Origin of the sequence: Proteiniclasticum sediminis (assembly GCF_018128025.1) — a bacterium.
GTDB classification, from domain to species: Bacteria; Bacillota; Clostridia; order Clostridiales; family Clostridiaceae; genus Proteiniclasticum; species Proteiniclasticum sediminis.
Genome location: NZ_JAGSCS010000005.1, coordinates 82,725 through 99,433, shown reverse-complemented (window position 1 = coordinate 99,433; position 16,709 = coordinate 82,725). Strand labels below are relative to the sequence as shown.

Here is a 16,709-nt window from a genome sequence, read left to right as displayed (position 1 = left end):
CACGGCACCTCCTATTAATTTATGGCTTCAGGTTATTTGGATTTCTTCAGGTTCTCGATGATTTCGTCGTACTTGGGTGATCCCAGGAAGTTCTCCACAGAAACGTGGATGGCTCCGGGTACCATACGTGCGGCGCGGTCCGTGAGGTCCTTATGGGTGACCACCAGGTCCACATCCTTGGGCAGGTTGTTGATGGCCACATTGGTCACATCGATGTCCATTCCGGCTTCCTTGATCTTCTTCTTCAGAATGGAGGCACCCATGGCGCTGGATCCCATACCGGCATCGCAGGCAAACATGATCTTCTTCACTTCATTATAGCTCTTTCCGCCCTGGGGAACAAATGAGCTGCGGACAGAACTTTCTTTGCCCTTCATGGCTTCCATTTTGCCCAGTGCGCCTTCCAGATCTTCCTCCTGGGCCTTGGAGCCCTTCAGGAGCAGGGAAGCGATGACGAAGGAGACGGCTGCAGCAACCAGAATACCCAGGTAAACGCCCAGATGATCGCCCTTGGGGGTCATGAGGGTGTAGGCAAAGATGGATCCTGGGGATGGGGTGGCGATGAGGCCTACTTTGAAGATCGTGAAGACGAGGGTACCCGCAGCTCCACCGGCCATGGCAGCCAGAATGAGGATCGGCTTCATCAGGATGTAGGGGAAGTAGATCTCATGGATTCCGCCCAGGAAGTGGATCACCGCTGCGCTGGATGCGGAAGCCTTGGAAATGCCCTTTCCGAAGAACATGTAGGCTAAGAGGATACCCAGACCAGGTCCGGGATTGGACTCCAGCATGAAGAGGATGGACTTGCCATTCTGTGCCACCTGCTCAATGCCCAGGGGCCCTAAGATACCGTGGTTGATGGCATTGTTCAGAAAGAGCACCTTGGCCGGTTCCACGAAAATGTGCACCAGCGGGAGCACGCCCATGTTGACGATGGCGTTAACGCCAGCGGCCATGAAATCGTTCAGCTGCTGAACCACCGGTCCCATGCCGTAATAGCCCAGGATGGCCAAAATCACAGCGAGGATACCTGCAGAGAAGTTGTTGATGAGCATTTCAAATCCGGCTTTAATTTTGCCTTCAAAGACTCCATCAATCTTCTTGATGAGGAAACCGCCCAGAGGTCCCATGATCATGGCGCCCATGAACATCGGAATGCTGGTTCCGGCAATGACACCCATGGTGGCAGTGGCTCCCACCACGCCTCCGCGGTGACCGTGGACCATTTTACCACCGGTGTACGCGATGAGAAGCGGCAGCAGGTAGTTGATCATGGGACCAACCATGGTGGCCAGTTTCTCATTGGGACGCCATCCGGTTTCAATGAAGAGTGCTGTAATGATACCCCAGGCGATGAACGCGCCCATGTTGGGCATGACCATTCCGCTCAGGTATGCGCCGAACTTTTGGACCATTGACTTTGCTCCAGAATTTTGCTTTTCCATTTCATACCTCCAATAAAAAAATAAGTTCAACAAACGAAGTGGATGAAGTGAAGCAACTGATGCCGTAACACGACCAAGACCGCGCGTTTTTGTCCGCATGCTCATCAGTAACGATTTGGTGAAAATCCCCGGTGGATTTCTCTATATTCCCATAGTATTACGTTTTCATTCGCAAAACAATTAAAAGAAAATTCCCGTTTGTCATGGAGGACATGACAAACGGGAATTGATGATGCAAATAAGGATCTTCCTAGACCGCTTCCTCTTCCGCCGAATCCAGCGGATAGGCTTCGGGAATCGGGATCTTCTCCTCGCTCTCCTGGGGAAGGATGATGGCGGTGAAGATGATGAGGGCCCCGATGACCATCCGCAGGGTCACGGACTCTTTCAGAAAGAGAATGGAAAAGATCATGGCGAAGAGGGACTCCGTGGACATGATCACCGCAGCCCGGGAGCTCTTGGTGAAACGCTGGCTGGCCGTCTGCACCAGGAAGGCGATGGTGGTGCTAAAGACCCCCAGGTAAACCACAGCCATATAGCCCCGGGGATCCCGCCCGAGGAGGGTGTCGCCTTTTCCCAGCATGACCACAGTCCCCAGGATAAAGGCGGTGAACATCTGGATGAAGGTGATCTCCAAGGGGTGTTCCTCCTGGGAGAAAAGGCCGGTGTAGTGGATATGGAAGGCAAAGGTCACAGCGCACAGAAGACTGAGGAGATCCCCCACATTCACCGCTCCGCTCCATTCCAGGGAGATGGCCGCCACCCCCACCATGGACAGGAAGGCCCGCTGGATATCCTTCTTATTGAGGGCATGCCGGGCCACGAGGAAGCCCACAAAGGGAACCAGCGCCACGTTCACTGCCGTGAGGAAGGCATTTTTGGAGGGGGTGGTATGCACCAGGCCGATGGTCTGGAGGATAAAGGACAAATAGAGCAGTCCCCCCAGAATGATCCCCTTCTTCCAGGTTTCCTTCCGGATGGCCAGGAGCCGTTTTCCATTGAGGAGAGCCAGGATGACGGACGCCACAAAGAAACGCCCGGCCAACGTCTCCTCGGCGGACAGATAGTCCAGTCCTATGGCGCTGGCGATGAATCCGGATCCCCAGATTACCGACACCAGCAGCAGCCCAATTTCTCCCTTTACCTTGTTCAAATCCCTGTCCCATCCTTTTCGTTTCATGCTGAATTCTATCTTAACATATTTATTTTGGCGGAAACCTTTTCCCCAAAAAAGATTTTCACAATAAAAGAACAGAGCGCGCTCTGTTCTTTGGATGTCTCACTTCTCCGTAGAGGGGAATATACTTTCCTCCGCCTTAAACGGCATTGGATGTGGAAAGAAGTTCTGCCTCTTTTGCCTTTTCCCGGCACAGACGGCAGGTCCCCCGGAAATTGTAGATCTCCGCATCCACCTGGAAGCCCAGAAGATCATCGGATAAATCCTCCACATTGATCTTGATGTTCACATCGAATATCTCGCCGCAGACGTCGCACTTAAAGTGTCCATGCTCCTTGGGATTGTAGATATCGAACCTCACCTCGTTGGTGTCGATGGGGAGGACTTCGATGAGCTGATGTTCCAGGAACAGATTCATCGTATTGTAAACCGTAGCCTTGCTCAGGGTAGGAATCTCGCCAATGAGCGCCTCATAGATGTCGTTGACGGAAGGATGGGTATGATTGTTCATCATGTACTCAAAAATCCGCTTCCGCTGATAGGAGGGCTTAACCCCTTTTTCTCGGAGGTAAACGTCGATATTGTTGATCATCATCTTTTTTCACCTCGATTATAACCATTCAAATTTTATACTAATTATAGTTTATAATCCTGTAAAATACAAGACCGATTTTCAGCGGTGAATTTTACCCTAAAATTCGGTTTCCCGTTGGCTGATTTCCCGCATCCGCTCGTCGATGACATCTGCCGGCGAGACCTTGGAAATTCGGGAATAGCGGTAGTTGGCTGCCGCCGCTTCGATGATGATGGAAATATTTCGTCCGCTGCGCACAGGCACCACCAGTTTTTTCACCTTGACCCCCAGAATCTCGGCAAACTCGTCCATGCCCAGACGGTCGTAATCCCCGTCGTCACGCCAGTGCTCCAGGTGAATGATGAAGTCGATGCGCTTGGTGGGAATCATGGTGGAGAGGCCATAGAGCGCCGAAACATCGATGATGCCCAGCCCCCGGACTTCCATCATGCCAAAGGTGATCTCCGGACAGCGTCCCCGCAGGATGCCGTCCACCGCCCGGATGTCCACGGCATCATCGGCCACCAGCCGGTGTCCCCGCTTTAAAAGCTCCAGGGTGGCTTCGCTCTTGCCGATGCCGCTGTCGCCGGTGATGAAGACGCCCATGCCGTAGATATCCACCAAGGTGCCATGGAGCCGGGTTTCCGGAGCCAGGGCATTGGACAGATGCATGGTGAGGCGGGATATGAAGGTGGTGGACGAAAGCTTCGTTCGAAGCACCCACTTCCGATGGCGCTTGGCCGCATCCCGCAGCTCCTGATGGGGCTCCAGATTGCGGGTGATGATGATGCAGGGAATGTCATAGCTGAGGAACTTCTCCACGCGTTTTTCCCGCAATGCGGGGATCAGCTCGTCGAGAAAACTCCATTCGCCCATGCCGATGACCTGCACCCGATCCTTGGAGAAATAGTTGTAGAAACCTGCCAGCTGCAGTCCTGGCCGGTTGATATCATTGATGCTGATTTCGCTGTTGATGGCCCCTTCCTGAAGAACCTCCAAATCAAAATCCTTGATCAGGTCTTTGACTTTCACAGACATGTTTCTTTCCTCCTATTTATCTCCGGTATATTCCAGCCCTTCCAGCTGACCTCGCATGCTGCGCCGAATCCGGCTCAGGTATTCCTGACGGCAGGCTTCCCGCTCCGAGGCTTCTTCGGGGGTCAAGTCCCTTTCCCGGGCCAGCTGCGTGAATGTATTGATTTTTGCCACGAGATCGTCGTGGGGGATATGTTCCATGTTTAATTCCTCCAAATAATGAAAATTGCTCTGCCTGTAAGCAGAGCAATCATACTCATGTTAGTTTCCCGACATGCCGTCCACCTATTAATCCATACCTGCCCTCAGCAGGTGGGTTCCTCGCAAAGGAATTGTCTATCTCCTTATGTTCCTAGGAAAAGGTAGCTACCATTTAAGTCTGATATCATTCCTTTTGTGGAGGATCCCGGATCTATAATGTAGGTTGAATATATAGGCTACGCGAACACTTCAGGATTCTACTTACCTTATTATACCATAAACCTTCGATTTTTCAAGATGGACACCTGTGAATTGTCCCAATATTCCGTTAACGACTGGATCACATTTGTTACATTTCCAGCTCGTCCAGAATGTCCTCCAGATCATTGTCTGTATCGCCTGAGGAGAAGAGCATGGCCACCTGGAGGCTTTCCACCTCTTCGGGATCCAGCTCGTAGGTGAGGTACTGGGCATCGATGCCCTCTTCCTCGATGAGCTCTTCCATGACTTCGCCCAGGTTATCCACGGCCAGGTCCACCAGATAATTGTTGAAGAACTCGTTGTAGACTTCTTCGCTGTCATCTTCCTCCACCTGATCGTCGGCATAGGCCTTGGCGGCATCCAGCTCATCGCCATCAAAATCATAATAAGCGGTGGCTACAATGAGCCCTTCCTCTTCCTTCAGAATGTCGATGTCGCTGAGACCGTTGTTCTCGAGATACTGTAAAATATTATCCTTATTCATCTTCTCCACCTTCACTGCGGTACAGCAGATTTTTGTATTCTTTCTTCACTTGCATGAACTCTTCATCGGAGTCCACCACATTGAGCTCTTCCTGGCCGTCCTTGTTCACATCCACGCGGTAAACATACTCATCAGTGCTCTCCTCATCCAGAGGGGCCAAAATCAGGTACTTCTGCTTTTCCAGATAAATCTCAGCCACGGCTTCCAGTTCCACCACTTGGCCTTCTTCATCCTTGAACTTTAAAATCATGCGTTCTTCCACTTTGATCAACTCCTGTCTGCATTCATCATAGCATTGAACCCCGCGGTTATTCAAGGATTATTTGCCGGGGGACCGGACAAACTCCCTCCGAAAAAATCGAAAAACGAGCCCTGGGGATTTTCCGTCCCCAGGGCTCGTCTTCTTGGGCAAAAGCCGCACGGCTTTAGGCCTTCTGGATAATATCCTTGACTTTCATCAGTCTCGTGATGGTGCCGCGCTCATTCTCATCCAGCTTCATGCGGATGAACTTGATGGTCTCCCGAAGCTCCGGAATGGTGCGGTATTCCAAGGCATTGACCCGTCTGCGGGTCTTTTCGATCTCATCCGCCATGAGCTGGCAGGATTTCTCCACTTCCGCCAGATCCAAAAGCTTGGGCATGACGGTGTAGAGCCGGGAAATGGCATCGTCCAGCTCCGAAGAGGTCTGGGCATAGCCGTAGGGGTAGATGCTGCCGGGATCATCCGCCAGCTTCCGGACAAAGTTCATCACGGGCACATTGACGCTCATGACGTTCTTTTTCCGAATGTCCACCTGGATTTCCTCCTTGGGGAAGGCCACGGCTTCCTGTAGAAACTCCGGGCTCATGATGGCCGAAGACACGAGGAACTCTTTAAAGACTTCCGTCAGCTCCTTTTCCACCTGTTCGCGGAGCAGCTTGTTCCGCCTAATCATATCGATGAACCGGCGCATGAGCTCGTCCTGCTTGTCCTTCAGGAGCTTATGTCCGCGGGAGGCCGTAACCAGTCTTGCCTTGAGCTTGGTTAATTCCATACGAGTTGGATTAACGTTCAGTGTGGGCATGGTTACTCAACTCCTTTGGTGTCCTTTGGCATGTACTTCTCCAGATATTCGTCACGAATACGCTTGAGCTCATTGCGGGGAAGAATGGTGAGCAGTTCCCAGCCCAGCTCCAGGGTATCGGTGATTTCCCGGTTGTTCTCATAGCCCTGGCTCACATAGCGCTTTTCAAAAGCGTCGGCGAAGTCGGCGAAGGCTTTGTCCGATTCCGACAGGGCGGATTCGCCCAGAATGACGGAAAGCTCCTTGGCTTCCTTACCCGTGGCATAGGCGGCGAACAGCTGGTTCATGGTATCGGCATGGTCCTCCCGGGTCTTGCCTCGGCCGATGCCCTTGTCCTTCAGACGGGACAGGGAGGGCAGAACGTCGATGGGGGGTTCGATGCCGCGCTTGTAGAGGTCACGGGACAGGATGATCTGTCCTTCGGTGATGTAGCCGGTAAGGTCCGGAATGGGATGGGTCTTGTCATCCTCGGGCATGGTGAGGATGGGGATCTGGGTGATGGAACCCGGTCTTCCCTTGATTCGGCCTGCCCGCTCATAGATGGTGGAAAGGTCCGTATAGAGATATCCCGGATAGCCTCGTCGGCCCGGAACTTCCTTACGGGCGGCGGAGGTTTCCCGAAGGGCTTCCGCATAGTTCGTCAGGTCCGTGAGGATGACGAGAACCTGCATGCCCTTTTCAAAGGCCAGATACTCCGCGCAGGTCAGGGCCATACGCGGGGTGGCGATACGCTCGATGGCGGGATCGTTGGCCAGGTTCATGAAGAGCACGGCCCGGTCGATGGCTCCGGTTTTCTTGAAGTCATCGATGAAGAACTGCGCCTCTTCAAAGGTGATGCCGATGGCGCCGAAGACCACGGCGAACTTGTCGCCCTTGCCCAAGACTCGGGCCTGACGGGCAATCTGGGCCGCCAGTTCCGCATGGGGAAGTCCGGATCCGGAGAAGATGGGAAGCTTTTGTCCGCGGACCAGGGTGTTCAACCCGTCGATGGCGGAGATTCCCGTCTGGATGAACTCCGACGGATAGTCTCGGGAAACGGGGTTAATGGGAATGCCGTTGATGTCCATGCGGCTTTCCGGGATGATTTCCGGACCGCCGTCCTTGGGTCTTCCCAGACCGTCGAAGATCCGGCCGATCATGCTTTCGGAAACGCCCAGTTCCAGGGGCTTGCCCAAGAAGCGGACCTTCGTTCCCTTCAGATTGATGCCTGTGGAGCCTTCGAAGAGCTGCACCATGGCTTTGTCACCGTTGATTTCCAGCACTCTTCCCCGGCGCTTCTGTCCGGTTTGAAGCTCGATCTCCACCAGCTCCTCATATTTGACCCCTTCGACGCCGTCCACGACCATGAGAGGACCCACGACTTCCCGGACGGTTCGGTATTCTTTAAGCATTGAGGATTCCTCCTTCCTGGATCAGCTCGTCGATGACGCGGGTCATCTCGGTGTTGATGCTGTTGATTTTTTCAATGTCCTTTTCATCCAGGTACTTGGCACGGGCGATACGGTCCCGGACTTCCAGGTTAAGCAGATCGTTGAGGTAAATGCCGTTTTTCAGGGCACGCTTTCCTTCCTCGTAGAAGTGTAGCACCATCTTCAGCATGAGGTTCTGCTTGGCTAATGAAGCATAAGTGTCCTGCTCATGGAAGGCATTTTGCTGCAAGAAGTCTTCACGGATGGATTTGGCGGCTTCCAGCTTCAGCTGATCGCCTTCGGACAGGGAGTCGCGGCCCACCAGGCGCACGATTTCCTGCAGGGAGGATTCCTCCTGAAGAAGAGCCATGGCCTTGACACGGTTTTGGGCAAAATCCTCATCCACATTCTTGTCCATCCACTTGTCCACCTTGGACTGGTAGAGGGAGTAGGAATTCATCCAGTTGATGGCGGGGAAGTGTCTGCGGTAAGCCAGGGAGGCATCCAGGCCCCAGAAGACCTTAACGATGCGCAAAGTAGCCTGGGAAACCGGTTCCGAAATGTCTCCGCCTGGAGGTGAAACAGCGCCGATGATGGTCAGGGCGCCGATGCGTCCGTCATTGCCCAGACACTGGACCTTGCCGGCTCGCTCATAGAACTCTGCCGCACGGGAGCCCAGGTAGGCCGGGTAACCTTCGTCACCGGGCATTTCTTCGAGACGGCCGGACATCTCACGAAGGGCTTCTGCCCAGCGGGAGGTGGAGTCAGCCATGATGGCTACGCTGTAGCCCATGTCCCGGAAATACTCGGCAATGGTGATGCCGGTGTAAATGGAAGCCTCACGGGCTGCCACGGGCATGTTGGAGGTGTTGGCGATGAGCACGGTTCGCTTCATGAGGGATTCGCCGGTTTTAGGGTCAATGATCTCCGGGAACTCCATGAGCACGTCCGTCATCTCGTTGCCGCGTTCACCGCAGCCAACGTAAACAACGATTTCCGAATCCGCCCACTTCGCCAGCTGATGCTGAACCACGGTCTTCCCGGAGCCGAAGGGTCCCGGAACCGCTGCGGTTCCGCCCTTGGTGATGGGGAAGAAGGTGTCGATGACGCGCTGACCGGTGATGAGGGGCTCATCGGGGTTGATTTTGCTAAGGTATGTTCTTCCTCTACGTACAGGCCACTTCTGGAGCATCTTCAGCTCTTCGCCGGACTCCAGAACACAGACGGTGTCAATGACGGTGAAGTCTCCAGCCGTAATGGCCTTGACCTTTCCCTGGACACCGAAGGGCACCATGATTTTATGGAGAACAATACTGGTTTCCTGGACGGTGCCGATGACATCGCCAGCGGAAACCTCATCCCCCACCGCCACGGTGGGGACAAAGGCCCACTTTTTCTCCCGGTTCAGGGCAGGAACTTCCACACCCTTCACCAGGAAATCTCCCACCTGTTCCATAATCGCATTGAGGGGACGCTGGATTCCGTCGAACATGGACTCGATGAGTCCGGGTCCCAGTTCCACGGAAAGAGGCTCTCCAGTGGTATATACGGGCTCGCCGGGGCCAATGCCCGTCGTTTCCTCGTAAACCTGGATGGAGGCCCTGTCTCCTCTCATTTCGATGATTTCACCGATGAGCTTTCTATCTGAAACTTTCACCACGTCATAAACGTTGGCTTCATCCATGCCCTCTGCCACAACAAGGGGGCCGGATACTTTGATGATCTTTCCGACTTTCATTAGAGCGCTCCTTCTATAAAATATTTGAGCCGACGGCCTTTTCCACATTTTCGGTGATTTTGTTGAGGCCGATGTTCAGGCTGCCCTGGTTGCTGGGGATGAGAATCACCGCAGGAACCAGTTCCTTGACATAGCGGTCGATGGATTCGGGAATGAGCTGCGCCGCCTGCTCCGTGATGAACACAATCCCGTACTTGTCCCGGGCCAAAGTGTCCAGGGTTTTCCTGGTCTCTTCGGGGCCCACGACGGGGAAAACATCGATTCCCAAAGCCTTGAAGGGCAAGATGGAATCCTTGTCTCCGATGACACCTATTCTATACATACAAATCACGCAACCTTTCCCGGATCACGGAGGGAGAAAGCTTGTTGATCTTCGAGACCATGATGATTCTCAGCGCCTTGATCTCCGCCTCTTTGGCGTAGAGATAGGAGAAGAGCGGCTCCGGTCCGAAGATGATGTTCTTGGATGGCTCTTGGAGAGCCATGAGAGCATTGTCCATGATTTTCTCGAAATCCGTGAGTCTTCCCGTCTTTCGGAAAGCCTCCAGGCCTTCCGTCAGGGGTTTCGCCAGTTTTTCATTCTTGAACCGGGTGAGGATCACATCCAGGGAATCATTGAGGGAATAGAGGATCTTCTCCTTCCCGATGTTTCCCCCGTCCAAGAGGACCTCTTCCAAAAACTTAATGTCCTTTTCCATCTTCTTCACCCGAATCAGGGTTTTGAGATTGGTGAAGTCGATGAGATTTCGGACATAATCCGTGAAGAGCAGAATCTGTGTCCCTTGGGCCAGTTCCTGGAGATGGAGGTAGTAGTACCGATCCAGCAGAATATCGATGAACTGCGGATCCGCGTTTTTCTCATAATGGGCTTCCACCTGGGCAATGGCCTCCGCCATGGGCTGGGCGATCCCTTCGGCATCCCCCAGGGTCACGGCGCTGCGGAGCTTGGAAATCTCCACCATGCCGTAGCTCACCAGGAGGTTTTGCAGATTCTTGCCCAGAATCTTCTCCTTGAGGAGAACCTTCAGGTTATGGTAGTCGTACTTCAGCGCCAGAAGCTGGGCAATGACGTGTTCCGGCGTGAGCTCCGCCATGAGGGCATAGACCCGGGTCATTTCCCCGGACAAAATCCGCTCATAGTCCTCGGGCCGCTCCAGGCTGCCCAGAAGGGGCTGATATTCGGTTTCTGCCAGGATCTTCAGCACTTCGCCCATGTCCTTGGCGTCCACCATGCGTTCCAGACGAGCCTTGGAAAGGAGGCGCTTTTCCAGCACCTTCACGCGGATGACAGCTTGGGAAAAATCCATTCTGTTCATGTCATCCCTCCCTACTTCTGAAACAGCGAACTTGCGACGTCTTTAACCAGCTCATCCCGGTGGAAATCCACGAGATCACTGAAATTGTAGTTGAGGGACACCTTGTCGTCCTTGATGAGGAACCCGGATTCCACCGTTTCCTCCGCCGAGACCGAAAGCTTTAGCCCTAAAGCTTCCACTGCCGCTCGTCGGCTCGCGGGAACCACCAGAACTTCGCTCCCTTTTAGCGGGAGCTGATTCAAAGTTTCCTGCAAAAATGCCAGGTATTTCTCCTGGGGCAAATCCGCCAGCTGCTCCTTGGCTGCGGCAAAGACCTGGTCAATGACCTTCTGCTTTCCGCTGAGCTCCGCATTTCGGGCTACGACTTCCGCATTGGAGACAATTCGCTCCTTCATGAGGTTGGCGTCAAAGGCCGCCTTCTCCAGAATTTTCGCTTTGCGCTCCTCGGCTTCCTGAACCTTTTTCCCCACCACTTCGGCCTTGTAGGCCTGGGCTTCGTTCAGAATCCCCTGGGCCTTGGCCCGGGCTTCTTCCAGAATTTTCCCGGTGAGATTCTCCAGATTAGACATTTACTCACTTCCTTTTTTTGTCGTCGTTCTTCTGGACATGGGGTTTAGAATCCGCCGGAGGACAGAAGAATCAGGGACATAACGAAGGACAGCAGAGCATAGGTTTCCACCATGACGGAGTAGATGATACCCTTGGTGGAGTGTTCTTCATTCTTCGCCAGAATCGCCAGACCTGCCGCAGCAGTTTTTGCCTGGTAGATGGCGGAGAAGTAACCAACGAAGGCGATGGGAAGACAAGCCAGGAAGATGTAGAGGCCATTGATCAGGCTCATGCTGGTGCTCAGGGAGCCCAGGGACATCAGACCGATAACGAAGCCGTAAAGACCCTGGGTACCGGGAAGCAGCTGAAGAACGAGGGATTTACCGAACTTTTCCGGTTCCTCGATGATGAGACCTGTGGCGGCTTCACCCACCATGCCGACGCCCCTGGCTGAGCCGATACCGGATAGAATAACCGCCAAGGCGATTCCCAGTGCTGCAAATACAATTCCACCGTTCTGTGTGATGATTTCTCCAAAATTCATTGATATTTCCTCCTAAACATTATTCCAAATTAATGTATTTTGTCTTATTCCGAAACAGTTTGAAGCCTTTTCCCCCACCCTCGTAGAACTTGCCGAAGAACTCCACATAGGTGAGTCTCGACGTATGCACATAGGCGGAAAGAGCCGACAGGAACAGGTTGAAGGCCTGGCCGCCGAGGAACACCACGACGCCCAGAATGTAGCCCAGGAAGCCCATATCGAAGAGCATTCCCACCATCATGTTGATGGCGGTGGAAATGAATCCACCGGAAAGGCCCAGGGCCATAAGCCTTGAATAGGAGACGAAGTCGCCGATGTAGCTGGAAATGCCGTAGAGACTGTAGAGTCCGCCGGCGGCCTTTCCTACGACGCTTTCATTGTCTCTTCCGCCCGTGAGGACGATGCCCGCCATACCGGTGACCATCACCACCAGGGCGATGGTTTTCACCACCGGAGCCAGGGGAAGGAACATGGTCAACAGGAAGACGATGGCGCCCATGAGGGCCATATACCAGAAGCCCACATCGAAGAGCGCATTCCAGGGCTTTCCGTCCCGGATGGCCAGATAGGCTTTGATGGCCAGGGCATAGAAGAGATGGATTCCACCGAAGATAATGGAGACGATGAGGAGCTCCTGATACTGGGTGGACGGATTGATCAGACCCTTCATGGGAATGACCCCGCCAAAGAAGGAGCCGAAAACCAGTCCCCAGACGATGGTGGAAAAGCTCAGGTAGAAGAAGAATCGGACGAAGGTCTTGGTCCCCTTGTCCAGATTGAAGAAGCGAAGGGCCAGTACCGTCCCCACAAGCATGACCAGACCAAAGCCCAGATCGCCCACCATCATGCCAAAGAAGGCCAGATAGAAGGGGGCAAAGAGCGGTGTGGGATCCACGCTGCTGTACTTGGGCAGGGCATACATGGTGGTGAGGGACTCGAAGGACTCGACAAATTTTCCGTTTTTCAGGAGAATCGGCACCGAATCATCATCGGACTCCGCTTCCTTCACTTCCAGGTAATAGGCCTGGGCCTGGGTGGTTTCCACCGCCTTGGTGAAGGTATCCACATGCTCTGTGGGCACATAGCCCGAGAGCACATTGACGTGGTCCGTCTTCATGAAGTTGGTTTCTGCGGCGAAGCGCAGCTTCTTGTTCAGGAGATACTCATAGGTTTCCTCAAACTGGGGAAGTTCCCCGGCCTGGGCCTTGATCTGGCCTTCCAGGGCCTTTTTCTCCGCTTTAATGCGTTGGAGTTTTTCTTTCTGATGCGCGATTTCCGCTGCCGGGGAAAGCTCCGTGGGAATTTGGAGCTGACTGTAGCTGCTGTTCCGAAGAATTTCACTGAGCGCTTCCTTCTCCCCTTTGGTGGTAATGGCCAAGAGATAGCCTTCATCCTTGCTTTCGCTGATGAATTCCACATGGGTTTCCGTCAGACTGCCCAGATCGCTCTTCAGCTTATCCAGAAGCTTCTTGGGCACCGTACCGGTGAAGACCTCGCTGAACTGGAGATTTCGCAGGGACTTTAACTCAAAGTCCAGGGATTTCCAGGGGCGGAGTTCCTCCACCAGGGCACTGCACTTCATTTCTTCCTGGCTGAGACTGTCAATTTCTCCCGTGAGCTTTTTGAACTGCCCGATGAGCCCCGGATAATCGAAGGCGCTGACCTTCTTTTCCAGTTCCTCAAAGGTGAACTGGCTTTTTCCCCGGATCATCCCCTTGATGCCCGTTTCCCGGTCATCGTGGCGCTTGAGCAGATCCAGGACAAATTTAACATCCTGAATTTCCTCGTCCACCTCACCCAGGGCTTCCGGCACTTCCAGTCCCGTCAGTCCTTCCTCCTGATAAGCGCTTTCCGCTTTCAGGTTGGTAAAGTGAACATAGCCGAATTTCTGCAGTTCATGGAGAAGCTTGTCGCGATCCGCATCAAAAGTGAACAGACTGAATCTGCTCATCTTAACGATTGCCATTTGACTTCACAATCCTCTCTACAATAATATTCACCGCATCCTTCAGGTCCTCCCGGCCCAAAGCTTCCAGCTTCTGAGCCTGGGTTGCCCCCTTTTCCAGGATGGGCTTAGCCAGTTCGTCCCCCAGGGTTTTGGCCTTCTCTTTGAGAAGATCCGCTTCCTTCTGGGCCTGGCTCATGATTTCCTTGGCTTTCGCCTCGGCAAGCGTTTCCGCTTCCCGCTTCTCTTCTCTGGCGTGTTGTGCGGCTTCCGCCATGAGAGTCCGGGCTTCATCCTCCGCTTCCCTCACCGCATCCAGTGCATCCTTTGCCATATTGCTCACCTCCATTCCTCACCGCATTCTGACTGTCTAAAACGTTACCATACCTTATCATTCTAGCATGATCTGGGGAAAACTGCTATTCAAAAAATGCGTATTCCTTATGACTTTAAGTGATAATAAATACCACTTGAGGTTATAGTAGCTCACCCCTGCGTCCCTGACAAGAGTCCAGGGATGAACTGCCCCAGGTTCGGGTCATAGATGAGAAAAGTGTCCCTGAAGTGCACTTTTCCCGTTTCCAGAAAGACCGGTACATCCACGATAAACCGCTCCACCGCACCTTTTTTCCCTCCACCCTTGGGCAGCGGGTGCCGGGGAAGAAAGTCCGGTACAAAGGACTTCCGGCTGGTTTTCAGCCAGTCATACTTCAGACACTCCTGGAGCACGAGGGGATCCAAGGGATGCCCCTTCCCCCCTCGATAGTCCAGGGCAAACTCAAGAAGAATCCGGTAGTACTCCTGCGTCCCGGGTGCCCGGTCCAGATGGCCGTTCTCCTTGAAGGCTTGCCCCAGGGCCATGAAGAAGGCGAAGGGATCCTCGTCCTCCTGGAGAATGTAGCTCATGGCCGCGGCAAAATTGCCGGAGTTGCTGTATTTGTCCAGCACCGCCTCCCCATGATGGAGCAGCCGAAGATCCTCATAGTTCATCCCAGGGGTCTTCAGCACCTCGTAGGGGGGTTCGGGACTGTGGAAGATCCCCAGGCGCTGGGCGTCCTTCGCCAAGGGCGTTCCCGGAATCACTTTCAGAAAGCCCAGCTGCAGCATGTCCGGTTTTAAGGCATACACATCGTTGAAGCTCTGGCGGAAGTCTTCCAAGGTGTCCCCCGGAAGTCCCGCAATGAGATCCATGTGGGTATGGATGGCCTTCAGGCGGTTCAGACTCTGGAGCCTCTCTCGAATCAGGGAAAAGGCCATGGGCCGCCGAATGTTCTCCAGCACCTTTGGGGTGGTGCTTTGAATCCCCACCTCCAGCTGAATCCGGCCCGGCGGTGCCATCGCCAGCACCTCCAGCTGCTCTGCCGTCAGGAGCGTCGGGGATAGCTCAAAGTGGAAGGTCACCTCCGTGTCCAGGGCAATGAGATGACGCCAGAGGGCGACGGCCTCGGGATGGATGTTGAAGGTCCGGTCAATGAACTTCACCACCCGGGTTCCGGTACGGAGAAGTTTCTCCACCCGCTGAAGAATCTCGGGAAGCGGCAGGAACCGCAGATCCCGCTCCGCCGAAGACAGACAGTAGCTGCAGCGGTAAGGACAGCCCCGGGAGGCCTCCATATAGGCAATCTTTCCCACCAGGTTCTCCTCTACCCCATAGGGATAAGGCACCTCCAAAAGATCCATCTTCTCCCGGGAAGGATTGTGGTAAACCTTATCCCCCTCCCGATAGGACAGGCCCCGGACACTGGACATGTCGATCAAGCCCAGCATCGCCTGACAAAATTCCTGGAAGGTTTTCTCCCCTTCCCCCCGGATCAAATAATCCGCCTGGAGTTCCAGCAGAAGATCCTCCCCCCCATAGGTAGCCTCAGGCCCCCCCAGGAGAATTTTCATCTCCCCGTCCAAGGCTTTCAGCAACGTAATGAGGGTCTTCACCCGGGAAAAGTTCCAGATATAGACAGAAAAGGCCACCACCTTCGGCCGCCTTTCTATGATTTTTTCCAGGACCCAGGACAGATCCTCATTGACGGTGAATTCTTCCCGCAGGCACTCTATCCCTTCGGGGAGAGGCATGTTCTCCAGATACCGGAGAGCGATGTTCGTATGGATATACTTGGAGTTCAGCGCTGTGAGCAAGATCTTCATCGGGTTCCCTCATGACTTTCATAATGTTGTTCATAGTAATCCAGAAGCAGCCCTGCCGTGGTGTTCTGGGCCACGGTGACCAGCTTCCGGGACATTTTCTCATACATCTCATCCTTGTCTGGGATGGCTTTGTAGAGCTCATAGTAATAGTTGGCCACCACCGCATTTTCTCGGATGTAGTCATCAAAGGTTTCAAACCGGAGAATGCCATGGTCCACGGCATAATCAATCTCCGCGAAAATTTTCTTCTTGATCCAGGTCTCATAGGATTTATGGCTGTCGAGAAGCCGGTTATTCACATGCTGGGGCACGGTCATATCCTGGGACAGGTGACAGAAAACGCCCAGATAGAACACGGAGCGCTGCAGATTCCCCTTTTCCAGGAAATAGAGGGATTTAGCCATGTACTTTTGGGCCTCCGACAGGCTATCGGAAAAGCCGTAAAGTCCCTTCTGCTTTTCATTGTGATAGAAGTGGTTGATGGATTTGAAATCCTGGTCCGCCCAAGTGGCGCCCTCATTCAGTGCCTTGATGAAGGCCTTGTAGAAATGGGCTGCTTTGTGGTGCCCCTCGTTCTCCAGGATCACCACCGCCTGGATATTGATGAAACGGTGGACCATACAAGGGGTTTTAAAGGCCATCTTTTTAAAGGGATTTGCCGCCAGCATGATCCCCGTGAGGACCTTACCGTAGGTGTTCTCCATGACGTTCTTTTTTTTCTCGTTCAGTGTTCCTTCCATGGGAAACCACTCCTCTTTTCTTGGTTCGTCGAGGGATTTATCTTTTGAATCTCCAATTGAGAATAACTTTCAATGGTGTTTCTTT

The 16,709-nt window shown here is 53.5% G+C and carries 18 protein-coding genes and 1 other RNA gene; all 19 read right to left on the bottom strand.

Annotation, left to right across the window (positions count from 1 at the left end):
* Positions 1-32: 32 nt before the first annotated feature.
* The 19 genes from KCG48_RS05725 to KCG48_RS05640 all read right to left on the bottom strand — a co-directional run bounded on the left by KCG48_RS05725 (position 33) and on the right by KCG48_RS05640 (position 16,624).
* Entirely contained in the window at positions 33-1,445 is a 1,413-nt protein-coding gene (locus KCG48_RS05725) for a PTS mannitol transporter subunit IICB (protein ID WP_211800490.1), read from the bottom strand.
* Positions 1,446-1,695: 250 nt separating this feature from the next.
* Positions 1,696-2,598 (bottom strand): DMT family transporter, encoded by a 903-nt coding sequence (locus KCG48_RS05720; RefSeq protein ID WP_211800488.1) that lies wholly within the window; start codon positions 2,596-2,598, stop codon positions 1,696-1,698.
* A gap of 163 nt (positions 2,599-2,761) precedes the next feature.
* Positions 2,762-3,217 carry a Fur family transcriptional regulator gene (locus KCG48_RS05715; protein ID WP_211800486.1) on the bottom strand — a complete coding sequence of 152 codons (456 nt, stop codon included), beginning with the start codon at positions 3,215-3,217 and terminating at the stop codon, positions 2,762-2,764.
* Positions 3,218-3,313: 96 nt separating this feature from the next.
* Positions 3,314-4,234 (bottom strand): HPr(Ser) kinase/phosphatase, encoded by a 921-nt coding sequence (hprK, locus tag KCG48_RS05710; protein ID WP_211800484.1) that lies wholly within the window; start codon positions 4,232-4,234, stop codon positions 3,314-3,316.
* 12 nt (positions 4,235-4,246) lie between these two features.
* Entirely contained in the window at positions 4,247-4,432 is a 186-nt protein-coding gene (locus KCG48_RS05705) for a DUF896 domain-containing protein (RefSeq protein ID WP_211800482.1), read from the bottom strand.
* A gap of 61 nt (positions 4,433-4,493) precedes the next feature.
* Positions 4,494-4,691, bottom strand: a non-coding RNA gene (ssrS, locus tag KCG48_RS15150) — 6S RNA.
* Positions 4,692-4,781: 90 nt separating this feature from the next.
* The gene (locus KCG48_RS05700; RefSeq protein WP_211800480.1) at positions 4,782-5,177 is read right to left on the bottom strand and encodes a hypothetical protein; all 396 of its coding nucleotides are present in this window, start codon (positions 5,175-5,177) and stop codon (positions 4,782-4,784) included.
* A complete protein-coding gene (locus tag KCG48_RS05695) occupies positions 5,170-5,439 on the bottom strand; it encodes a DUF1292 domain-containing protein (protein ID WP_211800478.1) in 270 nt (89 codons plus the stop codon). Before KCG48_RS05695 ends, KCG48_RS05700 begins: the two co-directional genes overlap by 8 nt.
* A 163-nt stretch (positions 5,440-5,602) precedes the next feature.
* Positions 5,603-6,241: a V-type ATP synthase subunit D gene (locus KCG48_RS05690; RefSeq protein WP_211800476.1), complete on the bottom strand. Its 639-nt coding sequence runs from the start codon at positions 6,239-6,241 to the stop codon at positions 5,603-5,605.
* Between the two features lie 2 nt (positions 6,242-6,243).
* Positions 6,244-7,632 carry a V-type ATP synthase subunit B gene (locus KCG48_RS05685; protein ID WP_211800474.1) on the bottom strand — a complete coding sequence of 463 codons (1,389 nt, stop codon included), beginning with the start codon at positions 7,630-7,632 and terminating at the stop codon, positions 6,244-6,246.
* Positions 7,625-9,388 carry a V-type ATP synthase subunit A gene (locus KCG48_RS05680; protein ID WP_211800469.1) on the bottom strand — a complete coding sequence of 588 codons (1,764 nt, stop codon included), beginning with the start codon at positions 9,386-9,388 and terminating at the stop codon, positions 7,625-7,627. Before KCG48_RS05680 ends, KCG48_RS05685 begins: the two co-directional genes overlap by 8 nt.
* 13 nt (positions 9,389-9,401) lie before the next feature.
* Positions 9,402-9,710, bottom strand: a complete 309-nt coding sequence (locus KCG48_RS05675; protein ID WP_211800468.1) for a V-type ATP synthase subunit F — start codon at positions 9,708-9,710, stop codon at positions 9,402-9,404.
* A complete protein-coding gene (locus KCG48_RS05670) occupies positions 9,703-10,704 on the bottom strand; it encodes a V-type ATP synthase subunit C (RefSeq protein WP_211800467.1) in 1,002 nt (333 codons plus the stop codon). The genes KCG48_RS05675 and KCG48_RS05670 overlap by 8 nt, the downstream gene beginning before the upstream one ends.
* An 11-nt stretch (positions 10,705-10,715) precedes the next feature.
* Positions 10,716-11,273 carry a V-type ATP synthase subunit E gene (locus KCG48_RS05665; RefSeq protein ID WP_211800465.1) on the bottom strand — a complete coding sequence of 186 codons (558 nt, stop codon included), beginning with the start codon at positions 11,271-11,273 and terminating at the stop codon, positions 10,716-10,718.
* Positions 11,274-11,317: 44 nt separating this feature from the next.
* Complete coding sequence (locus tag KCG48_RS05660; protein ID WP_211800463.1) at positions 11,318-11,797, bottom strand: V-type ATP synthase subunit K; 480 nt, start codon at positions 11,795-11,797, stop codon at positions 11,318-11,320.
* A 19-nt stretch (positions 11,798-11,816) separates the two neighbouring features.
* A complete protein-coding gene (locus KCG48_RS05655) occupies positions 11,817-13,763 on the bottom strand; it encodes a V-type ATP synthase subunit I (protein ID WP_211800462.1) in 1,947 nt (648 codons plus the stop codon).
* A complete protein-coding gene (locus tag KCG48_RS05650) occupies positions 13,750-14,076 on the bottom strand; it encodes an ATPase (protein ID WP_211800461.1) in 327 nt (108 codons plus the stop codon). The genes KCG48_RS05655 and KCG48_RS05650 overlap by 14 nt, the downstream gene beginning before the upstream one ends.
* 152 nt (positions 14,077-14,228) lie before the next feature.
* The gene (locus KCG48_RS05645; protein WP_211800459.1) at positions 14,229-15,884 is read right to left on the bottom strand and encodes a B12-binding domain-containing radical SAM protein; all 1,656 of its coding nucleotides are present in this window, start codon (positions 15,882-15,884) and stop codon (positions 14,229-14,231) included.
* Positions 15,881-16,624 (bottom strand): zinc dependent phospholipase C family protein, encoded by a 744-nt coding sequence (locus KCG48_RS05640; protein WP_211800458.1) that lies wholly within the window; start codon positions 16,622-16,624, stop codon positions 15,881-15,883. The genes KCG48_RS05645 and KCG48_RS05640 overlap by 4 nt, the downstream gene beginning before the upstream one ends.
* Positions 16,625-16,709: the final 85 nt, after the last annotated feature.